General features: G+C 46.8%; 14 protein-coding genes and 1 riboswitch. All 14 genes read right to left on the bottom strand.

Annotated features, from left to right (window positions below; translation table 11 throughout):
* Positions 1 to 51 precede the first annotated feature (51 nt).
* The 14 genes from ATL39_RS10195 to prsW all read right to left on the bottom strand — a co-directional run bounded on the left by ATL39_RS10195 (position 52) and on the right by prsW (position 15,533).
* Positions 52 to 792 (bottom strand): hypothetical protein, encoded by a 741-nt coding sequence (locus ATL39_RS10195; protein WP_120193260.1) that lies wholly within the window; start codon positions 790 to 792, stop codon positions 52 to 54.
* Positions 793 to 814: 22 nt separating this feature from the next.
* Complete coding sequence (locus ATL39_RS10200) at positions 815 to 1,012, bottom strand: DUF2768 domain-containing protein (protein ID WP_253075819.1); 198 nt, start codon at positions 1,010 to 1,012, stop codon at positions 815 to 817.
* A 38-nt stretch (positions 1,013 to 1,050) separates the two neighbouring features.
* Positions 1,051 to 2,100 carry an NAD(P)H-dependent glycerol-3-phosphate dehydrogenase gene (locus tag ATL39_RS10205; protein WP_120193262.1) on the bottom strand — a complete coding sequence of 350 codons (1,050 nt, stop codon included), beginning with the start codon at positions 2,098 to 2,100 and terminating at the stop codon, positions 1,051 to 1,053.
* A 12-nt stretch (positions 2,101 to 2,112) separates the two neighbouring features.
* Positions 2,113 to 2,736: a glycerol-3-phosphate 1-O-acyltransferase PlsY gene (gene plsY, locus ATL39_RS10210; protein WP_120193263.1), complete on the bottom strand. Its 624-nt coding sequence runs from the start codon at positions 2,734 to 2,736 to the stop codon at positions 2,113 to 2,115.
* Between the two features lie 24 nt (positions 2,737 to 2,760).
* Positions 2,761 to 4,074, bottom strand: a complete 1,314-nt coding sequence (der, locus tag ATL39_RS10215; protein WP_120193264.1) for a ribosome biogenesis GTPase Der — start codon at positions 4,072 to 4,074, stop codon at positions 2,761 to 2,763.
* Between the two features lie 140 nt (positions 4,075 to 4,214).
* A complete protein-coding gene (fni, locus tag ATL39_RS10220) occupies positions 4,215 to 5,270 on the bottom strand; it encodes a type 2 isopentenyl-diphosphate Delta-isomerase (protein ID WP_120193265.1) in 1,056 nt (351 codons plus the stop codon).
* 15 nt (positions 5,271 to 5,285) lie between these two features.
* On the bottom strand, positions 5,286 to 6,440 hold the full coding sequence (gene rpsA / locus ATL39_RS10225; RefSeq protein WP_120193266.1) for a 30S ribosomal protein S1: 1,155 nt from the start codon (positions 6,438 to 6,440) through the stop codon (positions 5,286 to 5,288).
* A gap of 89 nt (positions 6,441 to 6,529) precedes the next feature.
* On the bottom strand, positions 6,530 to 7,120 hold the full coding sequence (locus ATL39_RS10230; RefSeq protein WP_120193267.1) for a lysophospholipid acyltransferase family protein: 591 nt from the start codon (positions 7,118 to 7,120) through the stop codon (positions 6,530 to 6,532).
* Complete coding sequence (gene cmk, locus ATL39_RS10235) at positions 7,117 to 7,797, bottom strand: (d)CMP kinase (protein ID WP_120193268.1); 681 nt, start codon at positions 7,795 to 7,797, stop codon at positions 7,117 to 7,119. Before cmk ends, ATL39_RS10230 begins: the two co-directional genes overlap by 4 nt.
* Positions 7,798 to 7,921: 124 nt before the next feature.
* Positions 7,922 to 11,383, bottom strand: a complete 3,462-nt coding sequence (gene metH, locus ATL39_RS10240) for a methionine synthase (RefSeq protein ID WP_120193269.1) — start codon at positions 11,381 to 11,383, stop codon at positions 7,922 to 7,924.
* 19 nt (positions 11,384 to 11,402) lie between these two features.
* On the bottom strand, positions 11,403 to 13,250 hold the full coding sequence (locus tag ATL39_RS10245) for a bifunctional homocysteine S-methyltransferase/methylenetetrahydrofolate reductase (protein ID WP_120193270.1): 1,848 nt from the start codon (positions 13,248 to 13,250) through the stop codon (positions 11,403 to 11,405).
* Between the two features lie 33 nt (positions 13,251 to 13,283).
* Positions 13,284 to 14,387: a methionine biosynthesis PLP-dependent protein gene (locus tag ATL39_RS10250; RefSeq protein WP_120193271.1), complete on the bottom strand. Its 1,104-nt coding sequence runs from the start codon at positions 14,385 to 14,387 to the stop codon at positions 13,284 to 13,286.
* A 120-nt stretch (positions 14,388 to 14,507) separates the two neighbouring features.
* Positions 14,508 to 14,614, bottom strand: a riboswitch (SAM riboswitch).
* 81 nt (positions 14,615 to 14,695) lie between these two features.
* Positions 14,696 to 14,860 carry a hypothetical protein gene (locus tag ATL39_RS17425; RefSeq protein ID WP_170146902.1) on the bottom strand — a complete coding sequence of 55 codons (165 nt, stop codon included), beginning with the start codon at positions 14,858 to 14,860 and terminating at the stop codon, positions 14,696 to 14,698.
* 7 nt (positions 14,861 to 14,867) lie between these two features.
* Entirely contained in the window at positions 14,868 to 15,533 is a 666-nt protein-coding gene (gene prsW, locus ATL39_RS10255; protein ID WP_120193272.1) for a glutamic-type intramembrane protease PrsW, read from the bottom strand.
* Positions 15,534 to 15,535: the final 2 nt, after the last annotated feature.

Raw genomic sequence — 15,535 nt, forward strand, 5'->3', positions numbered from 1 at the left:
CAACGGGAATCTTATAACCAATATTTATATTATGTAAACAATACCCGGCCATTACAGCTGGCCGGGCTCTTCTTCACCAGTTAACACAGGCTCACCATTTTCATCGAGTTCATATGTTCCGGAAAAGGCAGGAACAACCGGATAATGCTCGACAAGCACCGTTCTGGCATCTTCTCCTTCGTCTACGGAGGCATCATGTACTTGAAGCGCACGGTTAATATCAATCGAATAATCCACGAGGGCTTCCCCATCTGCGTTTATAAGAAGCGGCAGGCTGGTGTTAAAGTATGGACTTGCTACAGTGGGCCGCTCTTCGTACTCCAGTTTTTCAAGATCAGCCTCGAATATACCGGGAGCTACTGATTCTTTAATAGGGGCAAATTCATTTTCAGCTATGTAGGCGCTCACCCTTTGTTCGAACTCCCTGATTTCCCGGGTCATTCGGAGATCGATGACTTTCACTTCCGCCTCTTCTTCGGGATCTATAATCATATATTGATAGCTCCCTCCGCTTTCAAAAGAATTAGCAGGCGGCTCCTGCATATACCGGGGCATCAACTGCCTGAAATCAATAACGTACCGCTCGTATAAAGGCGGGTTGTTTTCCGGCGTTCGGATGGGAAGAAGGTTAATTTCATCTTCTCTATATTGATCAACCGCCTGCTGTACGGCAGCAATCTGGCTCTCATCCGGCCCCTGTCTCTCTTCAGCTCCACTGTTCGGATAAAAGCAGCCTCCAAGCAGCAAAAGAGGAATAAAGCACAAAAAGCCGGCTTTTTTTCGATTGTTCATTCGGGCTTTCCCCTTTCTGATATCATTCTGCCAGAGGCCCTCTAAACACCACCACAAAAACAATAAGACCTGCAATCACCAGGCAGATAAATGAAAAAGTCATAACAAGAAACCGAAGTACTCCTGTCAGCTTTTCTTTACCCAGCACGGCTGCTGCGGTAGAAACAAACATCAGGAACAGGCCGATAAACGACACCCACATATTTTGAAGCGCTGTCATAATGTATCCTCCTTTTTCTGTAAAGGAAAAGAAGCAGCCTAACTTTCCCGGCCGCCTTCGTTTCTTCCCATAAAAGAGCTTTCTTCTTCGTTTTTCTTCATCCGGCCCATCAGCCGGTCCGCCGCCTGTAAAGGTGGTTCTTCTTCAAACAGCACGCTGTATAAAGCAGAAGTGATCGGCATTTCTACGTTCTCTGCCTGTGCCAGCGCAAAAACAGCTTTTGTGGTGCGTACACCTTCTACGACCATTCCCATTTCATCAAGCACATCATCAAGCTTTTTCCCTTTGCCGAGAAGATGACCGGCCCTCCAGTTTCTGCTGTGCTCGCTCGTGCAGGTCACGATTAAGTCACCGAGGCCGGAGAGTCCGATAAACGTCATTGGATTTGCACCAAGGGCTACGCCCAGCCGGGTAATCTCGGCAAGCCCTCTTGTCATTAACGCGGCTTTAGTATTATCACCGTAGCCAAGGCCATCAGTCATCCCGATGCCCAAAGCAATGATATTTTTTAAAGCACCGCCGATTTCCACGCCAATCATATCTTCATTAGTATAGACCCGGAAATAATTGTTCATAAATAAATCCTGAACAGCGGCTGCTGCTTCTAAATGTTTTGATGAGACAGTGACCGTAGTCGGCTGTTTAATACCCACTTCTTCAGCATGACTCGGACCTGACAGTACTGCTACTGCTTTGTAGGAGGCGCCCTCCAGCTCTTCTTCCATCATCTCGGAAATCCGTTTAAATGTACCGGGCTCAATGCCTTTGGAGGCATGAACAAGAATACTATGTTCGTGCAGAAGGGGACGAAGCTGTTTTATCGTTTCTCTGATAGCTTTTGTAGGAACAGCACAGATAATATAATCGTTATCTGCATCTGTAGCCGACAAATCGCTGTAGGCTTTAATCGTCGAATTCAGCACCACATCCGGCAGATAACGCGAATTAATATGCGTCTGATTGATTTCTTCAGACTGCTCACTTCTTCTGCCCCAGAGCTGAACGCTGTGCCCATTATCAGCCAGCACCTGGGCAAGAGCCGTTCCCCAGCTTCCGGCCCCGATTACAGCTGCTTTCTTTTTTGCCATGAAGATCCTCCTTTATTTTGCTCCCAGTTTGTTTTCCTGTCCTTTAACAAGCCGTTCTATATTGGATCGGTGCGTCCATACAGCAAGCACGGACAAGATGATGCTGAGTAAAATATAGGAAACCGGGTGGGTCCCCGACCCTGCTGTAATAATTAACAGCAGGGAGGTACCGATAATAAACAGCAGAGAACCAAGAGATACATAACGCGTTATGATAATCACAATAATAGCTACGATCCCTGCGTAAACTGCCGGAAAGAAAAACAGCGTGCTGATTACTCCAATCGTTGTAGCTACGCCTTTACCGCCTTTGAACCCAAAATATACCGGCCAGTTATGGCCAAGAATTACAGCCAGTCCGGCGGCTGCAGGTGCAAGCCCTTCAGCGCCCGATGACAGAAAAGGAACAGCTTCCAGACCGGCTGCAATCCAGACAGCCGCCATTCCCTTGGCAATATCCAGCAGCAGCACTATAACAGCCGGGCCCTTTCCCAGTACACGCAGCGTATTCGTTGCGCCGGCATTGCCGCTTCCGTGTTTTCTAATGTCAATTTTCTTTATTTTTTTAGCGATCACATAGCTGAAGCTGATCGAACCGATCAAATAGGCTATGATGATTGACAGAATGACTCCCATTCTCTTCTGCTCCCTTACAATAGACTAGTCGTTCTTTTTCCTTGCATATATCTTGAGCGGTGTTCCTTCAAAATGAAAGGCTTCCCGCAGTTTATTTTCGATATAGCGTCTATAGGAGAAGTGCATTAGCTCTGGTTCATTTACAAACAGCACCACAACCGGCGGAGCGATCGCTACCTGGGTAGCGTAGTTAATCCGAAGGCGCTTGTTGTGTTCAGTAGGCGTTGGATTCATCGCAACTGCATCGGAAATAACGTCGTTTAAGACGTTTGTCGGCACACGAAGGCTGTGGTTTTCTGCTACTGTTTTAACTATAGGAAGCAGGTTTTTCATTCTTTTTTTCGTTTTAGCAGACAAAAATACGATAGGGGCATACGCAAGAAACTGAAACTCTTCACGAATCTTCTGCGTGAATTCCTGCATCGTTTTTTCGTCTTTTTCCATAGCATCCCATTTATTCACGACGATAACAATCGCACGTCCGGCTTCATGGGCATAGCCGGCAATTTTTTTGTCCTGCTCTTTTATTCCTTGTTCTCCATCAATTAATGTAAGAACAACATCAGCCCGCTCAAGGGCTTTCATCGCGCGCAGTACGCTGTACTTCTCTGTTGCTTCATATACTTTTCCCCGGCGTCTCATACCGGCAGTATCAACAATGACGTATTCCTGTCCATCTTTTTCAAAAGGGGTGTCAATGGCGTCACGGGTGGTTCCTGCAATCTCACTTACGATAACACGTTCCTCGCCGAGAAGCGCGTTGACGAGGGAAGATTTCCCTACGTTTGGACGTCCAATTACTGCCATTTGAATCGTATCTTCGTCATATTCTTTCTCTGATTGATCCGGAAAATGTTCAAGAGCACGGTCGAGCAGATCGCCAAGGCCGATACCGTGCGAACCGGAAACCGGATAGACATCTCCAAATCCAAGCGAATAAAATTCATACATCTGTGTCTGCATAGCAGGACTGTCGATCTTGTTCACTGCTACTACAACCGGCTTTTTGGACCGGAGCAGAAGATTTGCTGCTTCCTGATCTGCGGTCGTAATCCCATCACGGCCGTTTACGACAAACAATACAACATCCGCTTCATCGATTGCGATTTCAGCCTGAGCCCTCATTTGATCAAGAAAAGGCTCATCTCCCAGATCGATTCCACCGGTATCTATAACAAAAAATTCTCTGTTCAGCCATTCCGCGTTATTATATAAACGATCACGGGTAATGCCCGGCTCGTCCTGGACGATAGCCACCCGCTCTCCTATAATCCGGTTAAAAACGGTTGATTTACCTACGTTCGGTCTTCCTACTATTGCTATTGTTGGCTTTGCCATCTTACTCCCTCATTCCTATCCCTTAACAAAAACTCTGTCATTTATTTGTTCCTCATTTATTATACTAGATTTTAAGCCTCTACATAACCATAGAAAGAGCCGGTTCTATGTTTTTTCATAGAACCGGCTTCCGCCTGCCGCTATTTTACTCTTGCTGCATAGCTTTTTGTATCAAATCCTCTTTCTTTTAACCAGTGTGCAGTTTCTCCCGAAAGAACAAGAGGAGCACGCTGCAGGGCGGATACATCTTCTGCACCGACGGCTGCCATAATGAACGTCAGCTGTTCCAGGACAGCATTCAGGTAAGCGGCGCCCCCTTCACTGCCATTTTCATGAACAGCTTCCAGTACTTTGCCGGCTATGCCGACAGCGGAAGCTCCCAGTGCTATAGCTTTCGCTGCATCCAGAGCATGTCTGATGCCGCCGGAACCAATAATGTCAGCCTTCTTATGTACAAATGAAGATTCCGCCACAGCAGCCGCACTGCTGATACCCCATTGATCAAAGAAAGACCATTTCGCTTCCCGCCTGCTGTTTTCAACAGCTGAGAAATTGGTGCCTCCGCTTCCACCCGTATCTATAACCGTAATACCTGCTTCTTCAAGCGTTTGAAATGCTTCGGCCGACATACCAAACCCTACTTCTTTTACGATAATAGGTATATCCAGGCTCTGGCGGACCGCTTTAATACGATCAAGCGCTCCTGCGAAGTTTCTGTCCCCTTCAGGCATAACCAGTTCCTGAATAACATTCAGATGAATCTGCAGAGCATCTGCTTCTATCATATCCACAGCCTGCACCGCCTGCTGCGGTGTTGCCTCACTCCCCAGATTGGCAAAAATAACACCCTCGGGATTTTCACGGCGCACGATCTGGTAGGATGCAGCTTCTGCCGGATCTTTAATTGCAGACATCTGCGAACCTACTGCCATAGCCGTATTTGTAGCTTTTGCCGACTGGGCAAGCATTTGGTTAATTGATTCTGTTGTTTCCCCGCCGCCTCCGGTCATTGCATTAATAATAATCGGCGAACTTAAGGAAAGTCCGCCGACATTAGTAGTATAGCTTATATTGTCCACTGAAGAACCGGGGAGACTGTTGTGTACAAAACGAAGATCATCATAACTCGATGCCCCAGCAAATCCTGTCGCTAGTGCATGAGTAATATGGTCTTGTTTACGCTGTGCTCTTGACACGACACATCGAACCCCTTATTTTTTATATTTTTTCAGCTGGTCGCCGATCATATCTCCAAGAGAAAATCCGGAGTGATCGTCTTCCGGTGCATCATATTCCTGCTGCACTTTCTGGTCTGGCTTCTCTGCTTTTTCCAGTTCACGAATGCTCAAACTGATACGCTGCTCGGAAGGAGTTATATCCAGGATTTTCACTTTTACTGCCTGGCCTTCTTCAAGTACTTCACCCGGCGTACCGATGTGACGGTCAGCTATCTGCGAAATATGGACCAGTCCTTCTACTCCGGGAGCCACTTCAACAAATGCTCCGAAAGAAACAAGGCGCTTTACCTGTCCTTCAATAATATCTCCAGGCTCCATCTGGCCTTCAATCGTGGTCCACGGTCCTGGAAGCGTATCTTTAATGGAAAGAGATACTCTCTCGCTGTCGGTATCCACTGCAAGAATCTTCACCTGAACTTCTTCGCCTTCTTTGACGATTTCGCCGGGGGATTCTACACGGTGATGAGCCATCTGCGAGATGTGTACAAGTCCGTCTACTCCGCCTACATCAACAAATGCACCAAAGTCAGTTAAACGCTGCACGGTACCTTTTACGGTATCGCCTACCTGAAGCTGTTCCAGTACGTCTTTTTTCTGACGGTTTGCCTGTTCATCCAATACTGCTCTCTGGGAGAGTATTAACTTATTATCAGCTGAATCGATTTCAATAATTTTAAGGGAAAGAGTACGTCCCTTATAGTCGGAAAAATCTTCAACAAAATGTCTTTCCACCAATGAAGCCGGAATAAATCCGCGCACTCCAAGATCCACTACGAGGCCGCCTTTTACTACTTCTGCTACTTCTGCCTCAATAATATCGCCGTTTTCAAACTTGGATTCCAGTTCGCCCCAGGCTTTATCTGCAAGGGCAGCTTTTCTTGAAATAACCAGTTCATCGTCTTCAAGTTTCGTTACCTTGCATTCGATTTCGTCCCCTTCTTTCAGGACATCTTCTACTTTTTCCACGTGAAGACCGGACAGTTCACTTATTGGGATAACAGCATCCACCTTGTATCCAACATCAGCAAAGGCCTGCTTTTCTTCAACCTTTGTTACCTTGCCTTTGACGATATCTCCTTCTTTAATATCACTCATACCAGCTAACTCGTTGTTCATTTCATCGACCATTGTCCATTGCCTCCTTCTACTTTTCCTCGCTACTATATCTATTATAATAAAAAATAGGCCATAAGCAAAAGAAAATACCTATTTCTTTCTTACTTCAATAGAACCTGGGACTCCTTAAGCTCTCTAATACTTTTCATAATAACCTTTGTGGCTGTTTCAGCATTTGCTTTTTCTATGCGGAGCTTCGACATATTAACCGGAGCTCCGTAGGAAAGCTTCACTTTCCCAAAAGGCTTAAATTCTCCTGTTATGGCAACCGGAACGACAACAGCGGAGGAACGAAGAGCGAAAAAACCAGCCCCCGACAAACCTTCACCTATTGCACCGGTCTTACTCCTTGTACCCTCTGGAAACAAACACAAAACCTTTCCGTCTTTAAGTATTTGCAGTCCCTGCTTCAAAGCCTGCCTGTCCGCCATTCCCCGTTTAACCGGCATCACTTCCAGTCTGGAAATAATCGGTCCCGCAAAACGATTTGTCACCAGCTCCTCTTTTGCCATAAAAACGACGTCACGCTTAATAAATGTTCCTACAAGCGGCGGGTCAAAATTGCTTACGTGGTTCGAACAGATTAATACCGGCCCTTCAGCGGGCAGATTTTCTTTTCCTTCTATCTCCACCCTGAGCGCAGCCCGGAAAAATATTCCGCAGAGTGCTTTGCCAATCGTATATAATCTCATGCTTTGAACGTCCTTTCCTTCACCATTTCCAAAATTTTCTCGACGGCTTCGTCAATAGAAAGCTTAGTGGTATCGAGCTCTACGGCATCGTCTGCTTTTATGAGCGGGGACACTTCCCTTGTGGAATCTTTTAAGTCACGCTCAGCAATTTCCTGCTGTATCGTTTCCAGATTGGACTCCATTCCCTTGGCTTTATTTTCTTCATGGCGCCTGCGTGCTCTTTCCTCTACGCTGGCCGTCATGTAGATCTTCACTTCTGCATTGGGAAGAACAGTAGTCCCAATATCTCTGCCGTCCAGTACGGCGCTTCCGGATGCCGCCAGCTCCCGCTGCTTTTCCACCATGCGTTCACGGATAAGCGGATGGGCGGATACTGCCGACACGCTGGCTGTTACTTCCGGTGTGCGGATCGCGTCCGCTGCATTTTTCCGGTTAATATAAATAATGTTTTCTCCATTTTCCTGCTTCCACTCGATCTCAAGATTCTGAAGAAGCGGCAGTATCTCTTCTTCTTTTTCCGGATCTGCCTGCTGCTCAAGCGCCAGATACGTAATAGCCCGGTACATGGAACCAGTATCAATATATGTATAACCAAGCAGGTAGGCTGCTTTCTTTGCTACGGTGCTCTTTCCCGCTCCTGCAGGGCCGTCTATTGCAATACTAACTGTCATTTTCATGCTCCTCTTCTACTCTTTATTCGCGTCATCACTCTTAAATTTTAACATACTATACCCCGGGCTGTTTTAACGGATATAAGAAAAACGAAAAAGCAGCTGCCTGCTTTTTCGTTTTGTCCTTATACTATCTGCCGGAAGATAACACGCTGAAATATCTGCCTTCCGGATGGGAAAATACCATTGCCGACACTGAGGCTTCCGGTTCCATCATATATTCATCGGTCAGTTCCACACCGATCTTTTCCGGCTGAAGCAGCCGGAAGAGCTTGGCCTGATCTTCCAGATCCGGGCAGGCCGGATAACCGAAAGAAACACGAATGCCGTGGTACTTCGCAGAAAACCTGTCTTCCATCGTGAAATCTGTAGGATCAGGAATGCCCCACTGATCACGCATAATCTGGTGTACGCGCTCTGCAAATCCTTCTGCTAATTCAAGCGCTGCCGCCTGAATAAGATGGCTGAATAAATAATCGCCTTCTTCTTTCGCTTTATTGGCTCTGGCACGCACGCCTTCTCCTGCAGTAACCGTCAGGAATCCTATATAATCCATGACGCCTTCTTCCTTAGGCTTTACAAAATCGGCAAGACATAAAAACGGCGGCTTGTTCTGGCGTGGAAACGTAAACCGCTCCAGTTCTGTTGTGCCCTCTGTATCTGCATAAATAATAATCGTATTGCCGTCTGCCTGGGCCGGGAAAAATTGATACATGCCGTGGGCACGCAGAATCTGCTCTTTTTTCGCACGCTCCATTAAATCATCAGCTTTTTCTTTCAGCTCTACTGTCTTTTTATCCTTTTCAGCAAGCAGGCGGCTGACTTTACCCTGTACACCAAGGTGTCTTCCAAGAAGCATCTGCATATTCACATACGGCTGTATATGACTGATGCTGTAATCCTTCATCAGATGCGGTTTAAGATCAGGCGGTACGAGCAGCGGTGTTTTTGTCGATACTTCCGAACGGGCCGGCGCTTCAGCTACTGCTGTTGACGCTCTTGGTTTTTCAGCTGTTTTATTAAGCCGCTTTTCCCGTTTTTCCGCCCATTCCACCTGAAGCTGCTTCATATCATCGGGACGGGCCAGCCGGTTGGCCAGATCAAGTCCATTCATGGCATCTTTTGCATACAGCACCATGCCGTCGTATTCCGCACTGATTTTTTCTTCGGTGAACTTTCTCGTTAAGGCCGCTCCGCCGACCATAACCGGAATGGAAATCTGCTGGTTTTTCAGGTCCTGGGCAGTCAGCACCATCTGCTGGGCCGATTTAACGAGAAGGCCGCTCAAACCGATCGCATCCGGATTTTCTTTAGCGACCGCTTCAATGAGTTCGTTGGACGTCACTTTAATACCTAAATTCACAATTTTAAAACCGTTGTTGGACAAAATAATGTCTACCAGGTTTTTACCGATATCATGCACATCACCTTTAACGGTAGCAAGGAGAATTTTTCCTTTGCCCGTATCATCCGCCGCTTTTGTCTCCATGTACGGTTCCAGGTGTGATACAGCTGCTTTCATCGCTTCGGCACTCTGCAGTACTTCCGCTACAATCAGCTCATTGTTATTAAACAGTTTTCCGACTTTGTCCATGCCGACCATAAGCGGACCATTAATAATGCTCAGAGGCTCGTCATATTTAGTAAGGGCTTCATCAAGGTCTTTGTAGAGGCCTTCTTTGGTGCCTTCTACAATATACTCTGCAAGCCTGTCTTCGAGCGAAAGATTCTGCTCCACCGTTTTCTTTTCTGCCTTTTTGCCCCGGTAATGAGCGGTGAAATCTGCCAGTGTCTGATCTGACGTTTCAAACAGCAGCTCTTTTGCCATCTGTTTCTCTTTTTCCGGAATGCTTGCAAAACGTTCCAGCTTTTCCGTGTTGACGATCGCATAATCAAGCCCTGCGTTTGTACAGTAGTACATAAATGATGCGTTAAGAACTTCTCTTCCTACAGGGGGCAGACCGAAGGAGACGTTGCTTATACCAAGTATCGTCAGGCAGTCCGGTAGCGCTTTTTTAATTTCTTTAATACCGTTGATTGTCGCTTCAGCGGAGCCGATATACTGGGCATCTCCGGTGCCGACCGGAAAGACAAGCGGATCAAATATAATATCTTTTGGATTCATCCCATATTGATTGACGAGAATGTCATGCGAGCGGACTGCTACTTCTACTTTTCTTTCCGTAGAAACCGCCATTCCTTCTTCATCAATGGTTCCTACTACTACTGCTGCACCAAACTTCTTTAAGATCGGCACGATATCTTCAAAGCGTTCTTCCCCGTCTTCGAGGTTAATAGAGTTAATAATCGCTTTTCCCTGTGAATACGTCAGTGCTTTTTCAATAACCGCTGCATCGGTTGAATCAATCATAAGCGGAACTTTCACTTTATTAATGACATGGCTTAAAAAGACCTCAATATCATCTATTTCTTCACGGTCCGGATCAGCCAGGCAGACATCTATTACGTGAGCGCCTTTTTTCACCTGCGCTCGGGCTATTTCCGACGCCTCTTCAAACTTGCCTTCATTAATCAGCCTTTTAAATTTCTTGGAACCAATAACGTTTGTCCGTTCCCCTACAAAAAGCGGACGCATATCTTCTTCATATACGAGCGGCTCAATACCGGACACCACATGAGGATGCCCCTCTGAAGGAGTCCGGGGTTCGAATTTGGTTAATGCTTCACGCATAACTCTAATATGCTCGGGTGTTGTGCCGCAGCATCCTCCGACTACGTTCAGCCAGCCTTTTTCAGCAAAGCCTTCCAGCTTTGTCGTCAGGGATTCCGGTGATTCATGGTAATGCCCCTCTTCATCCGGCAGTCCTGCATTCGGATAACAGTGGACATACGTGGTGGAAAGTTCAGATAGAGAGCGCAGGTGATCTCTCATAAATTCGGGACCCGTAGCGCAGTTCAGTCCGACAACAATCGGGTTCATATGCTCTATCGAGATATAAAAACTTTCCATCGTCTGTCCGGCAAGCGTTGTACCCATCGGCTCGATTGTTCCTGAAATCATTAACGGCAGTTCGATGCCGAGCTCCTGCTGCGCCTGCTGAATGCCCAGGTAGGCCGCCTTTACATTTCTTACGTCCTGGCTTGTTTCCAGCAGAAATAAATCCACCTCACCTTTAATCAGCCCGGAGGCCTGCTCACGGTAGGTTTCGGTCAATTCTTCAAATGTCGTTCCTCCGGTTACGGACAGGGATTTAGTTGTTGGTCCCATAGCACCGGCAACATAGCGTGGAAATTCTTCTGTTTCTATTTCTTTGACAGCGTCCTTTGCAAGCCTGGCTGCAGCAATATTTAACTCTTCAGCCATATGCTGCAGATCATAATCTGCGAGTACAATGCTCGTTGCTCCAAACGTGTTGGTCTCAATAATATCCGCTCCTGCTTCCAGGTAATCGCGGTGGATTTTTTCAAGCACGTGAGGAGCGGTTACGTTCAAATACTCATTGCAGCCCTCATACTCTTCCCCGCCGAAATCCTCTGCGGTTAAATCGGCGTTCTGAAGCATTGTTCCCATTGCTCCATCTAAAATGAGAATCGACGTTTTCAGTCTGTCCTGGATTGCTGTTTTAGGCATATGTTTCCCTCCACTCTGTTCACTTGCTTTTTTCTTCTGTGCGAACCGCTGCTTTTTCTCTTATATATTCGGTTAAGCGGCATGTAATATCATAACGAAGAAATGGGGTGATTAAATAAATGCCGTTAAAATATTCCATCGCTTCGTCGATCAGCGTTTTCGCTATCGCAATTCCTTCTTCCGCTGCAAGCGCACGGTCTTCCCCGCAGGCCGCCATACTCTGGCGGATCGTATCCGTCAGCTTAATGCCGGGCACTTCATTATGCAGAAATTCGGCATTCCGGCTGCTCACTAGAGGCATGATACCGATATACACCGGAACGTCCATATGTTTTGTCGCTTCATAAATTTCTTTAAACTGGCCTTCCCCGAAGACCGGCTGTGTCATGAAATAATCGGCTCCAGCCGTAATCTTCTTTTCCAGACGCTGCACGGCCCGGTCTACGTTACGTACGTTAGGGTTAAACGCAGCTCCGACGGTAAACGTCGTGTTCTGGCCGAGTGACTTTCCGGAAAAAGACAGTCCTTTATTCATCTCTTTCATTAAATGAATTAAGTCAAAGGAATTCGCATCATATACAGAGGTTGCTCCCGGGAAGTCTCCTACCTTGGTAGGATCCCCGGTTACAGCCAGTATGTCATGAATACCAAGAGCATTGATGCCCATTAAATGAGACTGAAGGCCGATAAGGTTTCTATCACGGCAGGCGACGTGAAGCAGCGGCCGTGCCTGGGTCATGCTTTTAACGAGTGCACCCATTGCCAGATTATCCACGCGGGGACTTGCCAGCGAATTGTCCGCCATCGTAACAGCATCCGCCCCGGACTGGTATAAAGCCTGGGCGCCTTCTACAAATTTTGACGTAGCAAGTTTTTTAGGTGGGTCGAGTTCCACAATAACGGTAGTGGACTGCTTTGCCTTTTCCCGCAGACTTGGTTCTGTAGAAGGAGGTTCAACGATGGAAAACTGCCCTGTTTTCTGGGCAACTGCCTGGGCGGCCCGCTTCTTTGGAACAGTGTTTTTAACAGCCGCGGCTATTTGAGCGATGTGCTCCGGCGTTGTGCCGCAGCATCCGCCAATAATGCCGATACCCTGATTTTGAAAATCAAGCGCCTTTTCATAAAAGTAGTCCGGATTGGACTGGTAGACGAACCGGCCGTCATCAATATCCGGAAGACTGGCGTTAGGGTGTACCGCGTACAGCGTATTTTCATCGAGCGGTGTCATCTCCAGCGATCTTAAGATGTGATATGGTCCCATTCTGCAGTTGACTCCTACGGCATCCGCGCCGGCTGCCGTCATCTGCTTAAATGCTTCTCCAAGAGGCAGTCCGCCATGCATAACTCCTACTTCCCCCAGTGCCACCTGGGCAATTATCGGCAGGTTTGTTTTACTTTTGGCAAGCTTGATGACCGCAGTAATCTCCTGAAGATCATAGAACGTTTCCAGAATAATTCCATCGGGCTCCGCTTTTATAAGAGCATCCATCTGTTCGGAAAAAGCTTTAATTATTTCAGCTTCGCTTTCTTCCATTTTCTGCAGTCCTTGAATGCCGCCTATCGTTGCAAATACAAATGTCCTGCCTTCAGAAGCTTCCCGGGCTGCTTCTACACCTCGTCTGTTAATATCAGCTGTTTCTTCTTCCAGCTGGTATTTTGCAAGCTTGATGCGATTTGCCGCATACGTATTGGTCTGAATAATATCCGATCCTGCTTCTACGTATTCTCTATGAATGGTTTTAATCAGATCGGGGTCTGATAGATTTAGTGATTCGTAGGAGCCGCTGTATCCTTTTTCGTATAGATACGTTCCCATCGCCCCGTCGCCAATTAACATCCGTTTTGCGTATTCTTCTGCCAAATTCACTGCGAGCCACTCCCCTGATTCGTGATTTTCTTTTTACAGACGGTCGAGCGCCTGCTCTAAATCTGCGATAATATCTTCTTTATTTTCAATACCTACAGAAAAACGAAGCAGCCTGTTACAGACGCCGTTGGCAATACGGACTTCTTCCGGTACATCAGCGTGTGTCTGCGTGGCCGGATAGGTCATAAAGCTTTCTACACCACCCAGGCTTTCTGCAAACGTCACAAGCTCCAGCCCGCGCAGCAGGGAATCGACCCACTTCTCGTTTTCGATCCGAAAGGAAAGCATGCCGCCTTTTCCTGTATACAGCACGTCCGTTACTTTCGGATGTTTTTCCAGAAACGCCGCCACTGCCCGGGCATTTTCTGTATGCTTCTCCATACGCAGGGAGAGTGTTTTCATCCCTCTCATCAAAAGCCAGGAATCCATCGGCGATAGTATGGTTCCCATTCCGTTATGAAATGCCGTTATCCGACTGCTTAACTGCTCGTCTTTTGTAACAATTAATCCGGCAATAATATCGTTATGGCCGCCGAGGTATTTCGAAGCGCTGTGAATAACAATATCAGCTCCCATATCAAGCGGGCGCTGCAGGATCGGTGTATAAAAAGTATTATCTACTATCAGCCAGAGGCCGTGTTTTTTGGCCAGTTTTGACATTTCGGTAATATCTGCTTCCTGCATTAATGGGTTAGTCGGTGTTTCAATAAACAATGCTTTCGTACGGTCGGTGATTTTTTGTTCAAATGCTCCCAGATTTCTTGGGTCGCCGTATGCGATGGTAATGCCCCAGTTTTTCCATCCTTCTTCAAATAAACGGTAGGTCCCGCCGTACAAATCCTGGGAAGCGAGGATCTCATCGTCTTTATCAAAAATAGCAAACAAAGTTTGAATCGCAGCCATTCCCGAACTTAGTGCGTAACCTTTTGCCCCGTTCTCAAGGCCTGCAATAGCACGTTCCAATATGTCCCTTGTAGGATTGCCGGTACGGGAATAGTCGAATCCTGTAGACTCGCCCAGTCCTTCGTGGCGGAAGGCTGTAGACATATGAATAGGAGCGCTGACCGCCCCTGTCCGTGGATCTTCTTTGTTTCCGATTTGTACTAGATTCGTTTCAATGTGAAATTTCTTATCCATGATTGTCACCCTTTTTGTGGCTGATTACTATATAGTGGCCGGCGTATCCTGATTTATCATTCCGCTAAAAGACCTTCCTCTAAAAGTAAGAAGAAGGTCTGCGTTTTATAAGAGCACCTCTTCTTATCTCTCGGGCATCTGCTGCCCGGCGGATTTAGCACCTGACCTGTTTAGGCTGGTTGCTGAGACTTCATAGGGCCTGATCCCTCCGTCTCTCTGGATAAGAAAGCTTTATTTATATAGTTGTGTAGTAAAACCTTACAAGATTACCGTACGAATTGCAATCAAATTGTGCGAATTCGTTGAATTTATTCAGGAGCCGTATCTACATACAAGTGGCTGCTGTTTCCGCAGATACAGCGGACAAAACCTGTCTGAATGGTTCCATCTTCTTTTCTGCTTCCTTTTAAAACGAATTTTTCCCCGCACTGCGGGCATCGTATGACGACACGATATCGCTTTTCCTCTATCATAAGCCGTCTATTCTCCTTCCATCTGCTCAAACCTATTTGCTGCTTTGAGCCTTTCAGCAGCTGTCCACCATAGAAGAAATCCTAATGGGAGAATGAAGTAGACTATGTACTGCCGGTCGATTAATAATAGCAAATCGTACGTGCCGTGTAAAACGAACGGGACTGCCAGAGCCAAAAACAAAAATAATTTCCGTGCAGTACCTTTTAAAAAAGAGGCTTTCCCTATATAATATCCCATAGTACAGGCAAACAAAGCATGGCTTGCTACCGGCAGAAACGCTCTTCCAAGCGCTATATCCACGCCATATGCTGTCAGGTACAATATGTTTTCCGCTGCCGCAAATCCGAGCCCGACAGCCAGCGCGTAAAGAGTCGTATCGTAAACGGAGCGTACCCGGATAAACGGAATAACCGCAGCACAGAGAATAAACCATTTAAAGAATTCTTCAAGCAGCCCGGCATACACAAAAGACTGTACAAAAACAGACGCCTCCGTCCCGGTTTCTTGTGTCAGTGCATACTGCACAGTAACAATAGGAAAAACAAGCAGCATACCGATTAAAAAGGACCGGGCTGTTTTACGAAAAGACCGCGAATGAGTCTCCTGCTTTAAGTAATAATAGCTTAAAAATGCGACCGAAGGCGCCAGGGCCGCAGTTATAATAGCAAACACTC

The organism is Sinobaca qinghaiensis (assembly GCF_003610495.1).
In the GTDB taxonomy this organism is placed as follows: domain Bacteria; phylum Bacillota; class Bacilli; order Bacillales; family Marinococcaceae; genus Sinobaca; species Sinobaca qinghaiensis.